Origin of the sequence: Paenibacillus sp., assembly GCF_035645195.1 — a bacterium.
Classification (GTDB): domain Bacteria; phylum Bacillota; class Bacilli; order Paenibacillales; family YIM-B00363; genus Paenibacillus_AE.
Window position 1 is genome coordinate 104,122 of the sequence record NZ_DASQNA010000027.1, and the last position, 19,121, is coordinate 123,242.

Consider the following 19,121-nt stretch of genomic DNA (forward strand, 5'->3'; position numbering starts at 1 on the left):
GCAGAGTCGGTGCTTGGCGACGATGCAGCGGTGGTTGACCAGGAGCAGGTGGTAAGTAATGCACCGAAGGACCGCCCTACTCATAAGGCAGCGGAAGAGGCGACGGAGTCCGTAGAAGTTGTAGTCGACCAAGGGGGTTCGGCAGCCTCGCAGGAGAATCATGATGAACAGCCGCCGCCTTCAGCTCCAAACGCGCGGTAAGTGATACAAACACAACCGGAAACATCAGGGGAAATCACTCCCGTGCTTGCCGACCGTGCGGAAAAAAATCACTGCAAAGGAAAAAGCGGTAGTTGCCAACGTACTGCTGAAAAGTTTCTCCCCGAATGAATTGCGTACATTTGCTGAAATTGCTAAAGACGGAATCACCGTGGAGGAGAAAAAGGCAACCCGGGGGATGTTCATAGAACGGTTAAGCGAAGAGGAATACAACCGGTTAATTGCCATAGCCGCAAAATATGGGTTAAGCCAAGGAAAGCAATACAAGGATGTAATTCAAGAAGAGACAGCGGAGGGAACGCCATAAATGAACATCCGATGGAGAAAGACTTGTTTAGCGTTAGTAGTCGTATCATCCCTGTTGGGGGGGGCTCTAATCACTCACGCAGCGGAAGACGTTGGGCAGGCGATTATAGTCTCGGCAACGGTCAAATCCCTGCAACTCGAGTTTGACGGACGGCAATTGGCGCCAACCGAGGGAGAGTCCGCTTTCGTGATCGACGGGGTCACTTACGTTCCGCTTCGGTTCATGGCCAACACGGCGGAATTGAGCGTTTCTTGGGATGAGGCGACGTCTACAGTAAAGGTGAAAGAGCCGTCTACAGCGGAACGCATTGCCCTTAAAGAACGGAACATGAACATGTCGTCCGTCTCTGAAAACAAGAAACCGACTGACGCGGTCAAAAATCTGGTCGTCTATCGGCGTGCGATAACGTATCATTTCGGCGATATTCGCAAGGAAACGTCGCAAGGTAAAGAGGGTCTAATCTATAGTAACCGGTTATATATTCCGCTTCGTTTCTTCAGCGAGTCGATTGGGAAACAAGTCGCATGGGATCCGATAACGTTCAAAATTACGATTACAACACCTGAACGCATGCCCGAACCAACGATAGCAGAATCCGACAAAGCCAAAGCGGAGGACAAGAAATCTGCACCTGTAACGCCAGCCCTGCCAATCGGCGCGATAGGAGGCGTAGGCGGGGGAAGCAAGCCGTCTTACGAGTCGTTAACAGCGACTGCGGAAGTTCAGCTGGAGCAGCTAAAAACTCGGTGCGAAAGTAATATGACTTCGATATTAAACCGGTATAATGAAACGAAGGATATGCAATTAATGGCGGAAGGTTACGCGGAGTTGGCTGCTTGCAATAGTGCATTCAACCAAATCGTGAATGCTTTGCAAAGCGAGTTGACGAATAACGGTTACGATACGGCCATTATCATCCAGTACCGCACTGCTTATGATCAGATGAAAGAACAAAAGAAGAAGGAAATCTTGGGGAATTAGATATGAATACAAGATGGGATGTCATAGGAAGCAAAACCACAGAATTCCGCCATTTTGAAATCGTAGAGGAGCACGTCGTTACCTCGCAGGGCAACTCCATGAATATGGAGTATGTGAAGATGCGTCCTGGCGTCTGTATTTTACCTCTGCTGGACGGGGGAACCCGAGTTGTGTGCATTCGCCAGTACCGTCATATCCTGCGAGAGTGGCAATGGGAGCTTCCAGCCGGCGGCCTTGATGAAGGTGTGGAACCATTGGAAATGGCAAAAGGGAGTTAGCTGAGGAGACAGGCTACATAGCCCAAAAATGGACGTCATTAGGCTCGGTATATCCTTCATTCGGCTCCACGGATCAAATCATTCATCTCTTCGCTGCAGAAGATCTGACAATGGGACAGCAGCGGTTGGAGCCCGGGGAAGAAATCGAAGTGGTCACCATGCCAATCGAACAATTCCGTGAACTTGTACAAAATGGGCAATTTCAGCATGGCGCTGGGTTAGCCTGCGTTGCGCGTTGGTGGGCAATGGGCAAATAATGAATATAATATTAAGATACCCCTTCACCAAAAATTGACTGGCGAATATATTCTATCCATTGGGATGGTTGCTTCGCAGCTATTGATGAAGGGGTTTCTCTAATTGAGGGGTGATGAAGTGGCTATTCTGGTTACAGGCGGGGCAGGGTATATTGGAACGCATGTATGCTTAGAGTTGCTCGAGTCTAGTTACGATGTCGTTGTGATGGATAATTTCGTTAACAGTCATCCGGAGGCTTTAAAACGTGTCGAGGAATTAGCGGGTAAACGAGTAACATTGTATGCGGTCGATCTCCTGAATCGGGAAGAGATGGTCCGCATTTTCGAGAGAGAAGAGATTGAGGCCGTTATCCACTTAGGCGGTTTAAAGGCGGTAGGAGAGTCGGTAGAGAAGCCGCTGGAGTATTATCATGTGAATGTGACCGGTACCCTTCATTTATGCTCGGTCATGAAACAATTCGGGGTTAAAAAGTTTGTATTTAGTTCTTCAGCAACCGTGTACGGGATGCCGGAACAGGTGCCGATTACCGAAGATGCGGAGCTTAAGGCATTGAATCCGTACGGATGGACAAAATTAATGATTGAGCAAATCTTAACTGATTTGTCGTCGTCTGATAGGGATTGGAGTGTGGCTTTGCTTCGTTACTTTAATCCAATTGGAGCACACCCTAGCGGAAGGTTGGGCGAAGACCCTAGAGGGACCCCCAATAATTTAATGCCTTATTTAACACAAGTAGCTGTTGGAAAACGTGAATATCTCCAAGTGTACGGGGACGACTATCCCACTGTGGACGGCACAGGGGTAAGGGATTATATCCATATCGTCGATTTGGCGAAGGGTCATTTAGCCGCACTGCGGTATGTGATGAAGGTGAACGGAGTGGAAGCATTTAATTTAGGTACTGGTCGTGGGTGCAGTGTTCTAGAAGTCATCACAACGTTCGAGGAAGCATCGGGCATAAAGATCCCGTACCAGGTCGTGGAGCGACGAAAGGGAGACGCAGCGGTATGTTACGCTAGTCCCGAGAAAGCGAAGCAAACGCTCGGCTGGAAGGCGAAGAAGAGCCTGAAAGAGATGTGCGAGGACGCCTGGAGATGGCAGAGAGAAAATCCTAACGGTTATCAATAAAAAAATCCCCGAAGCATTCGCTTCGGGGATTTTCGTTATTACTCGTTGATGAAGCCTGCGTTTACCAAGAAACGTTGGATCATCGTGGAAGCTTCTGCGCGCGTCGCCGTTTTCACAGCGCCGAACGAACCGTCCTCGTAGCCTTCTACGATGCCGGCATTGATTGCAGCCGCGATTTCAGCGCGAGCCCAAACGATGCTGCTAGCATCCTTAACACCAGCGAGGATGGAGGAAACTTGGCTTGCGTTTACGGACAACTCCGTACCAGCGAATGCGCTAGCGCGAACGACCATCGCTGCGAGTTCTTCGCGAGTGATGACCTTGTTCGGCTGGAACGTACCGTCTTCGTAACCGTTGACGATACCAGCTTCAGCTGCAAGCGCTACTGCGCCAGCGAACCAATCGTTGGACGAAACGTCCGAGAAGTTCGCTTCGCCAGCTGCTTTACCGCTCAGGCCGAGGGCGCGAACGATCAGCGTAGCGAATTCCGCACGAGTGATTTGACGGTCCGGACCGAAGGTGCCGTTCTCGTAGCCTTCAACGATGAGCTTGTTAGCCATCGTTTCGACATACGATTGAGCCCAGTGGCCGTTCACGTCAGCGAAGCTGTTGTCGAGTTCGAGAACAACGTAGATGGAGTTCGTCGTGCTCTTCAATGTAGCAACGCCGTCTGCAAACGTAGCAGGAATGAAGGAGAACTCACCAGTTGCAGGATCGTAAAGTACGCCCGTTGCACTCGAGTCAGCGTCAACGTTGATCGTACGCTCTACGTACGTCGAACCGAAGTCGGAAATCGCAACCGTTTCGTTACCAGCTACTGCTTCTACGGAGAATTCAACGGAAGCAAGCGCTTCGCCACCGAATTCCTCGGCTGCTGCAGCAACTTCTTCTGCTTCTTCACCTTTCAGCGCTGCGATGATAACACGGATATCGAGATCCTCTACATCCACGCCAAGCTCTTCAGCCAAAGCGTCGAAGTCGATCGCGGATACAGGGAGCACGTAAGAACCAACGCTGCTCTTAACTACAACTACGGCACCTTCCGGAGCGTTACGCAACGCGGATACCGGAAGCGTAGCGGATTCGCCGGAAATCTCAACCGTTACCGTTGCGCTTTGAGCAAACGCAGCGGAAAGCTGAGAAGCGCTGACGACACCGTTGCTGCCGACCGTGATCACTCCGTTGCTAGGCGTCAGGACAAAGCCCCCGCCAGTGTTACCGGAAGGCGTAGTGTCGTACACACGCTTCGTTACGGAATCGTAGTAAACGCTATTGGATACCGATTGATATTGCGCGAACAAATCGAGGTATGTAGCACCCGTGACAGTTTGACTGAAATCGTAATATACGATGCCATTTACAGTGTTGCGGTAAACAGCTTCGTATACCGACCACGTACCGTTGTCATTCTTTTCGATTTGCACCCAGATCTTCTTATTTACCGCATCATCGTAGACCGCTTTGGTAACGTAGACCTCACCTGTTACCGTACCATTTTGGTAAGTGAAAGTACCCAGGTTTACTCCAGCGAAAGCCAAAACTGGGAGGAGAGCCGACAACATCAAAAAAGTTGCCAACAGTCCAGAAGTTTTTCTTAAAAACGATGGTTTCAAGAACAATTCACTCCTAGTAATAGTGCTATTATTATGATAAGTCTCAGTTTGCATATTGTTTTCACCTCCTTTCAAAGAGAACATGTAGGTTATTTCACAAGCGTTTAACGATAACATAAATATAATATCACTTTGTAAATAACATTCATAGAGTTGGGTTTACCAAAAAACTATTGTATGGATATGCTTAAGGTTCTAATTTAGGGAGTAAGTTTAATTTCAACGGGTGATTGGTTAATCATCGCATCGTATCTGTTTTGGTATTCAGAATTTTTTGAAACTAAACCTTGGAGTAAGTTAGGATCAGGGTCGTTACCAATCTGATGTTGAGCTGCAAGATTTAGCAAGACAATTTCATGATCGATGGGTTCGGTGAGCTCTGGATTGACTAACGGCATGATAGTTTCCAAGGCGTTTTCGTAAGATCCGGTTAGATAATAAATGTGACTAACGTTAAGAGCTATCGGCTTGGTAACGGAAAAAGGTCTACCTTGGTATTGTCCTGCGGGAAGATTTTCCAAGGTTGCGATTTTATCGAGCACTTCTGAATATTTTTGAATCGATTTTCTCCAGTACTTTTCCGCCCCTCCAATGTCATTGGTTTGCAGTTTTGAGTATCCGATCTGGAAAGCGTGGGATATAAAATATTCGTACATTTGGATATCCCATTGATAATTGGATATGTTTTTTTCGAGCAACTCGAAAGATGCCTCCGACTGGCCACCCGACAGTTGGTATTCCATCAGGAATAGATCCTTATTATAAGGTTCTCGGTTTCTTGCTTCAATGATCGTATCTAGTGCCTGCTGTAGATACTGAGGGTCGGAGGTATGTTGGTACGCCTGAGCAAGAAAGTAAGTTTTTTGATAATAAACTTCGGGATGCTTTATTTTGCTTAATGCTTCGTTGAATGTCTTTATAATTTGCGGGAGTGGATTTGATTCTGCCATCATTTTTCTAGCTTGGGAATAAGTTTGCATTCCCGATAATAAGCTCACGCTGATGGCGAAAATCACCAATGAAATACTAAATAGGAATCCAGGATAGATAAATCTTTTAACCGATGTTATCGTTTTAACATTCCCTTCTTCCACGTGAACAAACGGACTAGTAGAAAATGCCCCCAAACAAATAAACGCAATAAATGATAGGTACACGTAACTGAAATCAAAGTCAATTAAACTATGGATGAACAAACTTAAGAAAATTGAGAAGTAAAGTAGTGTTTTCTGATTATCGAATATCTGATGATTACTGTAACTCCTTATTAGTTGGCGAATCGAGAAAAATAAAACTGTGAGCAACGAAACAAGTCCTATCATCCCTGTTTCAACAACCAGTTGGAGTATGAAGTTATGTGCCTGTCTACTTGTATAAGGGTTACCCTGGTATTTCTCATATAGCTCAGACCATGCGCCACCACCCGCGCCAATAATTGGTTTGTCTTGAATCATTTTAACAGCGTCTTTATAAAATGCAACACGTTCCAATAAACTATGTTGTTGTAAGTTGATGTTTTTGATCCTATTTTCCAATGCATCGGGTAACGGAGTCAACAAATGCGGTTGGGTAAAAAGCAAAACTGCCGTTAGCGCCGAGAGTGCAACTAAAGCAATAGGAACAATGATCCGCTTAAGTATAGGAGAGGAAGTCTCCTCTGCATTTGATGAAAACCACTTCTCAACAACGTAAACGATAACTGAAAAAACCAATGAAAGACCTATAAAAATTAACCATGCAATCAAGTAGTTTGTCGGATTATAATTCTGTTGAAGGGCAAGCCCCTTCGCTTCTATCACCTTGTACGTCACAAAAGAAATAATTGCGTTGCTAAAAAGATAAATAAGAAACTTATACTGTTTTTTTAGATGTAGAAACGGCAAAATCATTACTATAACGATTGGTGCAATTAAATATGCCCCTCTAGATAGCGTCAAAAGGAGTGAGACAACTATGGGAGTTACCATAAAAGCACAGATTATTTGTAGTTTGAATTTATTAGATTGAACCAAAAACAATAAAGATGCAATCCAAAGCGCAATCAAGAAAGCCGCATAGCTATTAGAGTATTGAAACACAGAGGTCAACCTTGCACCCTCGTACCCGTACATTACAGCATCAGTGTAAACTTTTGAAGATGTGAAAGGATCGTTGGACCAATCGATTAACCCAAAAAATGACGCATTGCCAAACCAGTTTGCCATACCGAATAATACGACCAAGTAACCTGATGAAAAAATGACCGTTAACAACGTTCTACTTCCAATATCGGATTGATTCCAATGCAACCCAATAAGAAAGCCAACTGCTAGGATCAATGCAATAAGAAAAGAAATATTAGAATTTGATTGAGATGCCGGTTGCATTGTGGAAATTAAATAACTTAAAGGAATTAACCATATCGCCGACTTCCACACCCCTGACTTCCAATCCCATTTTGCGAAATAAATGGAATAAATAGCGATACAAAAAAGAATTATAGAGACCCAAAGCGCTGTGTTAAGGATCGGGGTTAAAAAGGTCAATCCTTCACCGTTAAAGAGACCTCTAGAGAAAGGCGAAATTAGCAGAACCCCTGCAAGTACGAAGGAAGCTACCCAAAAGTTGATGGATTTTCTCACCTCCATATTTTGTTTAGAAGTTCTAATTACACTGGTTCCCATTTTGATAAACTCCTTTTGTAAGATCGTTTACAATAAATACAATTATCCGGATGAATAGATTTTGACTTTTTCGTCTGTTAGAATAAAAATACCTTAACTATATAAAAGATACACTTTCGCACTACGCTAGGGCAAGGCTTATAGGAAATCGGAGGAGATTATCGATGCAAGACGAAATCAACCTGAAGGCATTCATCACTTTACTTTGGTTGAAGAGGAAAATTATTGCAACAGTAACATTTGTTGGATTGTCGACGTCTGTTTTGTTGGCTTTTGTGCTTCCAGAAACTTATGAAACAGAGACGCTGGTGATGGTAAATGAGATTGAAGATGTAAAAAGAAACTATAGTGCGATTGCCGAACAAGTGAAGAGTAATTTCATCCTAAATAAACTGATGGTCTCTTTGGAACTAGACAAGGAGGGATATACTCTTAACGGCTTGAAGGATAATATCCAAGTGTCACCAAGCGCGGATGGTGCTTCCGTTACTTTGAAAGTTACCGGTACATCGAAAAAAATAGTATCAAACGTGGCAAACAGCTTGGCTAACGAGATGGCGACAATCATTCAAATTTCGTCCATGTTAGACTCGACTATTTTAAACAAAAAGAGGTTAAGGGAAGTTGAGGATGAACTTACAGTTGCTCTAATGGAACTTGATCAGATCAACAAAGAGCTGGAGACGACTGAAAAAGTTTTAGTGACCAAAAAATCTTTGACTGACGAAAACTTCCTGCTAGATGTCAGTATGGATGAAACCGAACGCTCGGCCTCTGCCGTAGGTGGTATAGAGTATTCGGACGAGGAAATCAACCCGGTATATACGGCGCTTAAAGGAAAGCAGGCCGAAACTTCCATATTAATTACCAAGTTGGAAACGGAAAAGGAATATCTCCAAAGCAAGATTACGACGGACGAACAGAAAATAGCCGAGTTGCAATCGCAACAACGCTCTTCCGAAGCCGTTGGTTATGGCAATTATTCCAACAAGAATAACGCAATATTTATTATTCCTTCGCAAGAAAATCTTGAAGCAATAAGCCCTAAAAAATCGGTTGTCGTCGCTTTGGGGCTTATCCTATCCTTCGGTTTAGCCGTCCTAATCGTATTGCTGATTGCACTGTTTAAACGTGATTCAAACTTTGCAGATGCGGCAACCAATACATTCTCTGGTTAGGGAAAGGGAATTCGCATGCAAACACAAGTAGACTTTAGTTTATTAGAATCTTTAGCGCGCAGTAAAAAACGTTCGGCAGCCTTACTATCTATTATTAATGTTGTATTGACTTGCATAGAGTTTATTCTCTATGCGGGCGGGTTTTATTGGCTATACTACTGGAGGGTTATAGCGCAGTTTCCAAACGGACCCCAGGAGTTGTTTTTCTTGGCTGAATATCTGTTTTTATTTGTGGTAATACATGTTTGTTTTATAGCCCTTTTGATTGATAAAGGGATTTTCCGGTTGGAACGTCAACGAAGTCTGATTGATGAACTGTTTTTAATAATCAAGAGTGCGTTCTTATCATACATGTTTGCAATTGGACTTATGTTTATTCTTCAAACTAGCGTTGTATATTCAAGGCTGCATTTGCTTATCTATTTCTTTATCATGATTTTCATCGCGACAGTTTTTCGATCAGCTAAAGCTCTAATTCTCGCGAAGTTATCGAAAAACGAAAGGTACGTCCGTAACGTCCTTATTGTTGGCGCCGGCAGGATAGGGGAGCAAGTGAAAGCTTTCTTGCTGGGCCGGAAAAACATGGGATACAACTTAGTAGGAATGCTCGACGACCACAAAGAAGGGGATTGCATTATAGGGACCTTGGATGATTTAGAGCAGCAGTTGTGGGACAGGGGTGTCCATGAAGTGTACATCACTATTCCATCAGAAAAGAAGGTCATTCATGATCTGCTGATGAGAATTAGAAAATACGATGTACAAATTAAAGTGATTCCCGAAATGTATGACTATCTGCCTGGTACTGTTAACTACGAAAAGAACGATGCATTCCCTTATATGGAGTTTTACAAAAGTCCCCTTCGGGGAATGAAATTTTATGGTAAACGTCTGTTCGATATTATTGTTTCGTTGATCGGGATTATATTGTGTTTGCCCGTATTTAGCGTTATTGCGTTGTTAATAAAGCTAGATTCGAAGGGCCCCGTAATTTTTAAGCAAAAGAGGATTGGACAACATGGGGTGCCTTTCCAGATGTATAAATTTCGGTCTATGGTCGTAGACGCGGAAGAACTGAAAGCGAAGTTGGTAAGTCAGAATGAAGCCGACGGTCCGGTGTTTAAAATCAAAAGCGATCCTAGGGTTACGCGTGTCGGGCATTTTATTAGAAAGTATTCCCTCGACGAGTTACCTCAACTTTTTAATGTTTTGTTTGGGAGTATGAGCTTGATCGGGCCCAGACCACCGCTTCCCCAGGAAGTGGAGCAGTACAGCGATCATCAGTGGAGACGACTCGATTTACTTCCAGGGATCACAGGGCTGTGGCAAGTCAGCGGTCGAAGCGATTTGAGCTTTGAAGAATGGGTGTCTTTGGACATTTACTACATCCAGCATTGGAGCTTTGGGTTGGATCTTAAAATATTACTTAGAACAGTACCTGTAGTTCTTTTTAGCAAAGGGGCTTACTAATACTCGGGGGTGCACATTGTGAAGGTTGTAATATTAGCGGGTGGTTTTGGTACAAGGATTAGCGAAGAATCGCATTTGAAACCCAAACCGATGATCGAAATCGGTGGAAAGCCGATTCTATGGCATATTATGAAATCATATTCCCATTATGGTTTTAACGATTTTGTGATTTGTTTAGGGTACAAAGGGTATTATATTAAGGAATATTTTGCTCATTATTTTTTACATGAATCCGATGTAACCTTTGACTTTAGGAATAATAACGATCGCATAATCCATAACCATTCCGCCGAGCCTTGGCGGGTAACATTGGTCGACACCGGTATGGATACAATGACGGGTGGGCGCGTCAAAAGGGTCCAGCCTTACATCGGAAACGAAACGTTTATGATGACATACGGGGATGGAGTGGCTGACGTCAATATAACTGATTTAGTCAGATATCATAAAACCCATGGTAAGTTAGCAACTGTTACTTCGACGCAACCTGGCGGAAGATTTGGAGCGCTAGATCTGGATGGAAGCAGCCAAGTGTTGGGTTTTCAAGAAAAGCCGAAGGGTGACGGAGCTTGGATTAATGCGGGATATTTTGTTCTAGAGCCTGAGGTGTTTAATTACATTGATGGAGACAGTACCATTTTTGAGAAAGAGCCTCTTGAAAATTTGGCCAGAGACGGAGAATTAGTCGCCTATAAACACCAAGGCTTCTGGCAACCTATGGACACATTACGGGACAAAACTCTTCTGGAATCCTTGTGGCAAAGCAAAAAGAGCCCGTGGAAAGTATGGGGAGAAAAGGGTAAAACGGTGAATGTATGATTAATAATGCGTTCTGGTCAGGGAAAAAAGTTTTTCTTACTGGGCATACTGGCTTCAAAGGCGCTTGGTTATGCCTTTGGTTGCATAGTCTTGGCGCGAAGGTTACCGGTTATGCGTTGCAACCCCCATCAAAACCGAATTTATTTGAATTGGCAAGGGTAGACGAGTTGATTTATTCTGTAATCGGAGATATCACGGATGGACCGTTTTTGAAGAAAGCGATGATGGAAGCCGATCCGGATATCGTCATTCATATGGCGGCACAACCCCTGGTCAGGGAGTCGTACCTCTTACCCGTAGAGACTTATGCTACGAATGTTATGGGGACAGTTCATCTTCTAGAAGCCGTCAGAAGTTGCCGGAACGTTAAAGCGGTTGTGAATGTGACGACGGATAAATGTTACGAGAATAAGGAATGGGTTTGGGGATACCGTGAAAACGAACCCATGGGTGGCTACGACCCTTATTCGAACAGTAAAGCCTGCTCTGAATTGGTGACGTCCGCATATAGGAGTTCTTATTTTAATCCAAGCAAATATGAAGAACACGGGGTTGCGCTGGCATCCGCAAGAGCGGGTAACGTGATCGGCGGGGGAGATTGGGCTACGGACAGGCTGATACCTGATTGTGTTCGTTCACTGTTAAATGGCGAAAAAATCGTTATTAGAAATCCAAGCGCTATTAGGCCTTGGCAGCATGTTTTGGAACCGCTCAGCGGTTACCTATTGCTTGCTGAAAAGCTATTCGAGGGTAACGGCAAATATGCGGAAGGTTGGAATTTCGGTCCGAACGACGATGACGCCAAACCGGTCGAGTGGATTGTGCGGAAATTGTGTGAAAAATGGCCCGATTCAGCTGGTTATAATGTTGATAACAACCCACATCCACATGAAGCTAATTTCTTAAAGTTGGATTGCTCTAAAGCTAAAACAGTTTTGGGATGGCATCCGGCTTGGAGTCTCGATGAGGCGCTTAGTCAAATACTCAAATGGGTATATGCATATCGGGATGGGGAAGACATGAGGAAGATATCCATGGAACAAATTGCAGAGTATACGAGGACGAAAACATATGTTTGAACTTAAAAAGACGATCTTTGACGGTTGCTACGAAATGATCCCCCGCGTCCTATCGGACCAACGGGGGAAATTCATAAAAACATTTCATAGCATTGCATTCTCAACTTTGGGACTTGATTTCCAATCACAGGAAGAGTACTATTCTGTGTCACACAAGAACGTGATCCGCGGGCTCCATTTCCAGATTCCGCCGATGGACCATAAAAAAATAGTCTACTGCGTATCAGGAGAAGTATTGGACGTTGTCGTCGACCTTAGGGTCGGTTCACCGACCTATGGTCAATTTCAAATGTTTGAACTTAATGAGGCTAAGGCGAATATGATCTACATCCCGAGCGGGTTAGCACATGGATTCCTTACTTTAAGCGAATCCGCGATTTTATTGTACAAAGTGACGTCAGTCTATTCACCAGAGCATGATGGAGGAATTCATTGGAATTCCATTGGGATCCCTTGGGGGGTTGATCGACCGATCATTTCGGATCGAGACAAATCTTTTCCGAGTCTGGTGGACTTCGAAAGTCCATTTACATTTTAATAGGGGATTGCGGATATGTTTAACAACGTAGTGGTGACGGGTGGAACTGGTTTTGTCGGATCCCATCTGGTGAAACGTTTGGTAGATTTAGATTGTCAAGTTCATGTAATAGTTAGGCCCTCTTCGGAACTACACTTACTGAAGTCCGTCGAAAACAAAGTCAACTTTCATGTGTTTAGCGGTGAAACGAACCACCTATCCGAAATGTTCAAGCAATTTCAACCAGAACTTGTGTTCCATCTAGCCTCGTTATTTATTTCCGAACATACTTCGGAACAGGTCTTGCCATTAATTGGTAGTAATGTCGCTTTTTCCGCGCAAATCCTTGAGGCAATGGCGGTATCGGGTACCAATTATATCGTGAACACAGGAACAGCGTGGCAGCATTTTAAGGGCGAAGATTACAACCCAGTAAATTTGTATGCTGCAACCAAACAGGCGTTTGAAAGTATTTTAACATACTATGTTGAGGCTAGAGGGGTTAGGGCTACAACACTAAAATTATTTGATACTTACGGGCCCGATGATCCGAGAAAGAAATTGTTTCATTTGTTGCACCATGTCTCAATGAGTGGACAAAGATTGGATATGTCACCGGGGGAACAACTTATTAACGTCGTTTACATCGATGATGTAGTCGACGCTTTCATATTAGCCGGTCGGTTATTGATAGAACAAGCGATAGGGAATAATTCACACTTTGCTGTAGCTTCTAATGAAGTAGTTTCTCTAAGAAAACTAGTATCTATATATTCTGAGCTAACTGGAAGAGATTTAAATATTAATTGGGGCGGGAGACAGTACCGCTCGCGCGAAGTAATGTTTCCCTGGAGTAATGGACCAACATTACCTGGCTGGACACCCAAAGTAAGCCTTGAGAAAGGGATTAGATTGCTTGAACAAGCGGTCAGATCGAATAGCAAGATATGAGTCCCATAGCAAAGAAAATCGCATTCGGCATCCTTAGCGGTGGCGGGTTAACCCTCATCCAAATCTTTGTGTCCTTGGTTCAAATTCGGTTGGTTGTCGAATTTTTGCCTGATAGTCTCGGCGGAGTTTGGTTTTTGTTTCTAACGTTTGGATTATATATATCCTTTTTTGATTTGGGGATAAGTCCCACTATAAGTAGGGAAATTAGTTTTATTCGCGGAACAGCAAACGTTTCGGAACCGGAAAAACAAACACAAATTGCCGACTTAATCCAAACAAATTTACGGATGTTTCAAATCATTGCCTTAATCGTTTTTGTAGTTGGTTTGTTTGCCGGGGAGGGGTATTTCCATGCAATCGGTCATGAGGGCGTTTGGTGGGCTTGGTTCGTCTTCATGCTGGGCGCTTCCTTTAACCTTTGGGGAAATGCGAATTTTTCAGCTTTGTACGGTCTCGGCAATGTTGCCGAGGAACGAGTGATCCGCTCAGTTACTCAAATCATTGGGTTAATCTTGAGCATCGTTTTATTGTACTTAGGGTTTGACTTGTTGGGCCTGGCTTTTGCCTGGACGTTGCAAAATTCGTTGGCAAGAGTAATTGGAAGAATAGTGTTATATCGGAGATATCCATTTCTTCGGGAAGTACAAGGAAGATACTCGAAGGAGCTCCTTAAAAAAATTGTAATGCCCAGTTTAAAATGGGCAATTACGAGTTTAGGGGCTTTATTAATTTTGAATACAGGAAATGTCATTATTTCCATAAATCTTGGAACAGAAAAAATTCCGTCATATGAGGCTGTAGTTAAAATTGTAACAACACTATCGACACTGTCCATCATGATCATTAATACTTCGACCCCTTTCGTTTCAAATGCTTTTGCTGCCGGAAAAATTGAGGATGTAAAGCAATTGTTCACGCGAAATGTAAAGTTGGGTATGGCTTTAATGATCTCCTTAGTTTCATTCATCGCGGTGTTCGGTAGGGGGATCGTCGGTATTTGGCTTGGGGAAGAGAATTTCGCCGGGGAACTAGTCTTATGGACTCTGCTACTTATGCTTACATTGGAAGTTCATCATGTCATACACGCTACAGTCATAATGGCTTGCGGTAAAGTTATTTTCCACTGGGTTGCCATTTTTGCGGGAATTTTTAATGTTATCTTAGCAACTGTTCTTGTAAAGCATTATGACCTTTGGGGCGTTGCCTTAGCAATTTTTCTAGCCCAAATTTTAACGAATAATTGGTACGCACCATATAAAACGTTACGTTTTTTCAAGATGTCTATACGTAAATATATATTGAGTACAGGGTTACCGTTAACGATTTATTCCATAATCGGGTTATGCGTGGCGGTAGGATTACAATTAGTAACTCAAGGACTTCCCTCTATTTTGTCGATTGTAATTTCGTTCCTCTGCTGCATTGCGGTATCTGTGGCTCTAACATACATTTTACTGCTGAACGAGAAGGATAAAGACGCAATAAAAGCGGTGTTTACAAAATGGAGGCTTGTTTATGGCACCAACCGATAATATGTTGATCAGTGTTGCTGTCCCTACATTGAACCGTTGCGCCTATCTTAGAGAAGCGCTCGAGAGCATCTTAAGCCAGACCTACACCAATATTGAAGTCATTGTTTCTAATAACCAATCTACGGATGAAACACGGGAATTTCTTGATTTAATAAGAGACCCGAGGGTAGCGGTCTTCCACCATGAAAAAAGGCTCTCTATGGTGGAGAATTGGAATTTCTGCCTTAGCAAGAGTTCCGGTGTTTATTTCCTTCTGTTATCCGACGACGATTTTCTGGACGCGAAATTTATCGAGGAATGTATATCGGCTATTAATAGGCTCCGAGTGGAGGAGAAGGAAGACATTTCAGTAATATATGGGAATGTCATAACAGTTGATACTCACGGGATGCAATTATACAGTCGAAAGAATGAAAGTATTACAGAACCCGAATTAGGTTGGCAGTTTCTTGCGGGTTGGTTCCGTGAAAACCGAAATGTTCAACTATGTTCTACGCTTTTTGAAACGGAACAATTGAAGGCCATCGGAGGCTTCACAAGTGATAATTTATATGCACCGGATGCGATTTCCAGGAATTTGTTATTAATTAATGCGAAAACGCTGTTTGTTCCGAATGCCAAATCCTATTACCGAGTGCACCTCTCAAGCGAAACCAATTCGACTTTTAGTGCTTCGACAAGATTAGATTGGGATTTGAAGATGGTATCACTGATCTTATCAAAGATGGATAAAGCCGAATATATCCCTTGGTTAACGAAACTTGGTTTCAGGTACGCAAAAAAACGGTATATTTTAAGTTCTTTGGAACGCATTCAATCGGGGAATTGGCTGGAAAACCTAAGTTCCTTCAACCAAAAATATGTTCGGGTTTTTGGGCGCAAGGACTTATTCTTGCTGGGATTGCCGGAGTTGGCGCTGCGCTTTATATTGAACAACAGATTAGGCCGACAATTTAAAGGTGTTGTAAGAAATGTTATAAACTTAAGGAGTGCTTGAGGTGAGTGAAAGGAACGAACCGGAAATCTCAATCGTAATATGCACGTATAACAGGGCAGACGTCCTTGAAAGAACGCTAACGTATTTGTTAGGAGTTAACGGGATCAACCTTACTGAAGTGATTATTGTTGATAATAATTCAACGGATCATACGCGGCAAATCGTCGAGAAGTTCGTACCTCGCTTTCAGCGGATGATTTATGTATTGGAGATTAAGCAAGGCCTTTCCATTGCTAGGAATACTGGAGTCAAGCGTGCGCAAGCACCCATTATTGCATTTTTAGACGATGACGCTTTTCCGGAAAAACATTGGTGTAAAAGCATTCTTGAGGGATTCCAGGTAAATGATAAGATCATGGCGCTTGGCGGAATCATAGAATTGGAGTTCGATGGGGAAAGGCCTTCATGGCTGTTGCCCCAACTGGAACCTTTATACTCCTGCTTGGATTTAGGAGATACACAGGGTCCGTTTCCAAACTTGCTCCACCCGCTAGGGGCTAACATGGCCTTTAGGTGCGAAGTGTTCCACCAACATAAGTTTCCAGAAAATTTAGGTAGGAAAGGGAAGTCGTTGTTATCGGGTGAGGAGTCGTATCTATTTTCCTTAATACGTAGAGACAAGGGAATTATATATTATTTTCCTAAAATGAAGGTTAGGCATTTTGTAGCAAAAGATAGGCTTTCTAAAGATTGGTTAATCAGGCGATACAAGGCGGAGGGGGTTTCTAAGGCGATGGGGGCAATGACCATTTTCCGACGGTTCGCTCTGTTTGCCGTCACCATCACTAAAATTCTCCTTCTGATCGCTGAGAAACCGTTTCTCAAACTAAAAGGGGACGGGCACACTTTGTTAAATAATTGCAGGCTAACAAGTCAATTTGCTGCAATGAATGAATTGTTTCGTGGGAAGACAGGTACGTGACAAGTATAAGAGGAGGGTTTCCACATGGATATACTTGTCGTTACCGACAAGCTATACCCCGATGAATCAGGTGGTTCCTGCACCTACGCATTTGAAACAACAAACCACTTGACCAAACTAGGGAATAACGTAAGTATTTTTACGGGTTATCCGGAGAAACGAACGAATGATGCCTTTTTCCCTGGTATTACCATATACAGAGATCTTGAAAAGAAAAACTTGTTAAAATCCGCTAAAAGTTTAGAGACGGTCTTGAAGTCAAATCATTACGACGTTATTATCTTCCATTCCATTATATCATGGTTTCTATATTATCTTGCTGTACGTCTCTTTAACCACAGGAAAACGTACACCACGCTCGGCATTTACCATGGGCCGTGGTACAAAGAGGCTTTATTAAAATTCAAGGGGAATAAATCCTATTTTAAATATTCGTTAGTTCCGGTAATGAGATTGTTAGAATATTTTTATGCGAATTCAGTCGATTCTTTCCTTTTCTTGAGTAATTACATGAAACATCAACTGGCGAATACAAATAAAAGAGTATTGAATAAAACCTCCAAAATAATTCCAGGAGGTGTCAATGTTGCTGAATTTCAGAGGAGGATGGACAAAGCCAATGCCCGAAAGATCCTCAAAATACCAGAAAATAAATTTGTAATCTTTTCACTTAGAAGATTAGAATATAGGATGGGAATACAGAATGGCATTGAAGCTATTTCAAGAATCCCAAATGATAATATAATATTTATGGTTGGCGGCAAGGGTCCTTACGAAACAGTTTTAAAGGAGAAGGCGGCAACATCAGGAATCGATTGCGTGTTTCTTGGCTATATCCCTCAGGATCAGTTGCATCTATATTTTTGCGCCGCGGACCTTTTCTTGGTACCGTCCATCGATCTAGAGGGCTTCGGTTTGGTTAATCTCGAAGCATTGGCTATGGAATTGCCCGTATTAGTAACCCCACAAGGCGGTATGAAGGAAATCCAGGGTGTATTTAAATACTTTTACGTGTCAGAGAGCAATACCGTAGAAGACTTGGCAATAAAAATTAAAGAACTGCAAGATAATCTAAGAGGAACGGAATCATTCGTTGATGAAACAATCAAAAGGTTTGATTGGAGTCATATAACGGAGGAAATATACCTATATGTTAAAGAACTCGCAGCTCGAACCCAAGCAGATTAACTCACTGTTATGGCTTTTTATTTTATATTGCGGAAGTATTGGATTTGCTTACCTTGTGCCGCATATATTGCATGGAAAATTTTATATTGATAGTTACTCGATTATTCATAGCCCGTCCGCCATTGGGATCGGGGTAGGGTCTTACCCATCTACAAAATTTCTGTTGTCACCGATTTTAGCATTTTTGGAACTATTGGGTGCGGATGTGGAGCAATATTCGCTAAGATATGACTTGGATTTCATGCTGGTCAATACGGTCTTTATTTTCTTGTTCTTAGCTACATTTACGGTTACGTTTTTGTCGAAGCCGATGAAGTGGAATGTTATCGGCATTTTCACGTTGTTCATGATGATTGTTATCTATGCCCCGTATTACGGCGTGCCTAACAAAGAAGTCATTCCGTACTTCATAACGTTTCTGTTTGTGTTGAAGGTTGTCAGAAACGAAACAAGGAATATACCTATTCAAACCGTATTACTAATCTACAGCTTATTAATTTGCATTTATTCTGTTTATGGGAGATTTTATTATCTAATTTTCGTGATTTTATTTTTAACGCATTGGTTCTTCAGAAAAAGCTATCCAAAAATATTACTGGTATATTTCCTTGGATGCTTAGGAGTTTTGCTTGTATTTGATAAAAGCTTTTTCTCAATCATTTATTATGCAAGACCGTCAACTATAATAGATATTACGAACACGTGGATACACTATTACTTTCCTGATGACCAATACATTGGATTTATGCTGAACAGAGGTACGGAGCTATTTAGATTGCTGTTTCCGTTTGAGCTGCTATTAAGTTCGCCTGAGTACCTCCCATTCGTATTTTTCCAGCTCATGACGACATACTTAGTCTTCCTTTATATCGTGAAACGTAAATATAATATCACTTATATTTCCGCGATTGGTGTTCTTGCGTTTACAATAAGCCAAGCTGTTTTCGAACCCGATTTCGGATCTTATTTTAGGCATAAAATATTTATATTTCCATTCTTATATATTCTGTTTTATCAATTT

17 protein-coding genes are annotated in these 19,121 nt (G+C 42.8%); 15 read left to right on the forward strand and 2 right to left on the reverse strand.

Annotated elements, in window-relative coordinates:
- Nucleotides 1–247 precede the first annotated feature (247 nt).
- The 5 genes from VE009_RS14815 to galE all read left to right on the forward strand — a co-directional run bounded on the left by VE009_RS14815 (nt 248) and on the right by galE (nt 3,171).
- On the forward strand, nt 248–526 hold the full coding sequence (locus VE009_RS14815; RefSeq protein WP_325008880.1) for a hypothetical protein: 279 nt from the start codon (nt 248–250) through the stop codon (nt 524–526).
- Nucleotides 527–1,507 (forward strand): copper amine oxidase N-terminal domain-containing protein, encoded by a 981-nt coding sequence (locus tag VE009_RS14820; protein WP_325008882.1) that lies wholly within the window; start codon nt 527–529, stop codon nt 1,505–1,507.
- A gap of 2 nt (nt 1,508–1,509) precedes the next feature.
- Entirely contained in the window at nt 1,510–1,785 is a 276-nt protein-coding gene (locus VE009_RS14825) for an NUDIX domain-containing protein (protein WP_325008884.1), read from the forward strand.
- Nucleotides 1,786–1,802: 17 nt separating this feature from the next.
- Entirely contained in the window at nt 1,803–2,042 is a 240-nt protein-coding gene (locus VE009_RS27275; protein WP_414694866.1) for an NUDIX hydrolase, read from the forward strand.
- A gap of 118 nt (nt 2,043–2,160) precedes the next feature.
- Nucleotides 2,161–3,171, forward strand: a complete 1,011-nt coding sequence (gene galE / locus VE009_RS14835; protein ID WP_325008887.1) for a UDP-glucose 4-epimerase GalE — start codon at nt 2,161–2,163, stop codon at nt 3,169–3,171.
- Between the two features lie 38 nt (nt 3,172–3,209).
- Here the strand turns inward: galE and VE009_RS14840 are convergent, their stop codons facing one another.
- The gene (locus tag VE009_RS14840) at nt 3,210–4,784 is read right to left on the reverse strand and encodes an S-layer homology domain-containing protein (protein ID WP_325008889.1); all 1,575 of its coding nucleotides are present in this window, start codon (nt 4,782–4,784) and stop codon (nt 3,210–3,212) included.
- Nucleotides 4,785–4,984: 200 nt separating this feature from the next.
- Nucleotides 4,985–7,447: an O-antigen ligase family protein gene (locus VE009_RS14845; RefSeq protein WP_325008891.1), complete on the reverse strand. Its 2,463-nt coding sequence runs from the start codon at nt 7,445–7,447 to the stop codon at nt 4,985–4,987.
- Between the two features lie 164 nt (nt 7,448–7,611).
- Here VE009_RS14845 and VE009_RS14850 point away from each other — a divergent pair, with 164 nt between their 5' ends.
- From VE009_RS14850 to VE009_RS14895, 10 genes are read left to right on the forward strand one after another with little or no spacing between them, the layout of a single operon-like run.
- Complete coding sequence (locus VE009_RS14850) at nt 7,612–8,625, forward strand: Wzz/FepE/Etk N-terminal domain-containing protein (RefSeq protein ID WP_325008893.1); 1,014 nt, start codon at nt 7,612–7,614, stop codon at nt 8,623–8,625.
- Between the two features lie 15 nt (nt 8,626–8,640).
- Complete coding sequence (locus tag VE009_RS14855; RefSeq protein ID WP_325008895.1) at nt 8,641–10,095, forward strand: sugar transferase; 1,455 nt, start codon at nt 8,641–8,643, stop codon at nt 10,093–10,095.
- 18 nt (nt 10,096–10,113) lie between these two features.
- Complete coding sequence (gene rfbF / locus VE009_RS14860) at nt 10,114–10,914, forward strand: glucose-1-phosphate cytidylyltransferase (protein WP_325008897.1); 801 nt, start codon at nt 10,114–10,116, stop codon at nt 10,912–10,914.
- The gene (gene rfbG, locus VE009_RS14865) at nt 10,911–11,993 is read left to right on the forward strand and encodes a CDP-glucose 4,6-dehydratase (protein ID WP_325008899.1); all 1,083 of its coding nucleotides are present in this window, start codon (nt 10,911–10,913) and stop codon (nt 11,991–11,993) included. Before rfbF ends, rfbG begins: the two co-directional genes overlap by 4 nt.
- Nucleotides 11,986–12,531, forward strand: a complete 546-nt coding sequence (rfbC, locus tag VE009_RS14870; protein WP_325008901.1) for a dTDP-4-dehydrorhamnose 3,5-epimerase — start codon at nt 11,986–11,988, stop codon at nt 12,529–12,531. The genes rfbG and rfbC overlap by 8 nt, the downstream gene beginning before the upstream one ends.
- Nucleotides 12,532–12,546: 15 nt before the next feature.
- Nucleotides 12,547–13,461: an NAD-dependent epimerase/dehydratase family protein gene (locus VE009_RS14875; RefSeq protein ID WP_325008903.1), complete on the forward strand. Its 915-nt coding sequence runs from the start codon at nt 12,547–12,549 to the stop codon at nt 13,459–13,461.
- Nucleotides 13,458–14,993 carry a lipopolysaccharide biosynthesis protein gene (locus VE009_RS14880; protein ID WP_325008905.1) on the forward strand — a complete coding sequence of 512 codons (1,536 nt, stop codon included), beginning with the start codon at nt 13,458–13,460 and terminating at the stop codon, nt 14,991–14,993. Before VE009_RS14875 ends, VE009_RS14880 begins: the two co-directional genes overlap by 4 nt.
- On the forward strand, nt 14,977–15,990 hold the full coding sequence (locus VE009_RS14885) for a glycosyltransferase family 2 protein (RefSeq protein ID WP_325008907.1): 1,014 nt from the start codon (nt 14,977–14,979) through the stop codon (nt 15,988–15,990). Before VE009_RS14880 ends, VE009_RS14885 begins: the two co-directional genes overlap by 17 nt.
- 1 nt (nt 15,991) lies before the next feature.
- On the forward strand, nt 15,992–16,912 hold the full coding sequence (locus VE009_RS14890; protein WP_325008909.1) for a glycosyltransferase: 921 nt from the start codon (nt 15,992–15,994) through the stop codon (nt 16,910–16,912).
- Between the two features lie 24 nt (nt 16,913–16,936).
- Complete coding sequence (locus tag VE009_RS14895; RefSeq protein ID WP_325008911.1) at nt 16,937–18,100, forward strand: glycosyltransferase family 4 protein; 1,164 nt, start codon at nt 16,937–16,939, stop codon at nt 18,098–18,100.
- Nucleotides 18,101–19,121 lie beyond the last annotated feature (1,021 nt).

Excerpts from the sequence above, each read along its gene's own strand:
- VE009_RS14850 (WP_325008893.1), top strand. The coding sequence starts at position 7,612 with ATGCAAGACGAAATCAACCTGAAGGCATTCATCACTTTACTTTGGTTG.
- VE009_RS14885 (WP_325008907.1), top strand. The coding sequence starts at position 14,977 with ATGGCACCAACCGATAATATGTTGATCAGTGTTGCTGTCCCTACATTG.
- VE009_RS14855 (WP_325008895.1), top strand. The coding sequence starts at position 8,641 with ATGCAAACACAAGTAGACTTTAGTTTATTAGAATCTTTAGCGCGCAGT.
- VE009_RS14825 (WP_325008884.1), top strand. The coding sequence starts at position 1,510 with ATGAATACAAGATGGGATGTCATAGGAAGCAAAACCACAGAATTCCGC.
- rfbC (WP_325008901.1), top strand. The coding sequence starts at position 11,986 with ATGTTTGAACTTAAAAAGACGATCTTTGACGGTTGCTACGAAATGATC.
- rfbG (WP_325008899.1), top strand. The coding sequence starts at position 10,911 with ATGATTAATAATGCGTTCTGGTCAGGGAAAAAAGTTTTTCTTACTGGG.
- VE009_RS14895 (WP_325008911.1), top strand. The coding sequence starts at position 16,937 with ATGGATATACTTGTCGTTACCGACAAGCTATACCCCGATGAATCAGGT.
- VE009_RS14820 (WP_325008882.1), top strand. The coding sequence starts at position 527 with ATGAACATCCGATGGAGAAAGACTTGTTTAGCGTTAGTAGTCGTATCA.
- VE009_RS14875 (WP_325008903.1), top strand. The coding sequence starts at position 12,547 with ATGTTTAACAACGTAGTGGTGACGGGTGGAACTGGTTTTGTCGGATCC.
- VE009_RS14880 (WP_325008905.1), top strand. The coding sequence starts at position 13,458 with ATGAGTCCCATAGCAAAGAAAATCGCATTCGGCATCCTTAGCGGTGGC.
- VE009_RS14845 (WP_325008891.1), bottom strand. The coding sequence starts at position 7,447 with ATGGGAACCAGTGTAATTAGAACTTCTAAACAAAATATGGAGGTGAGA.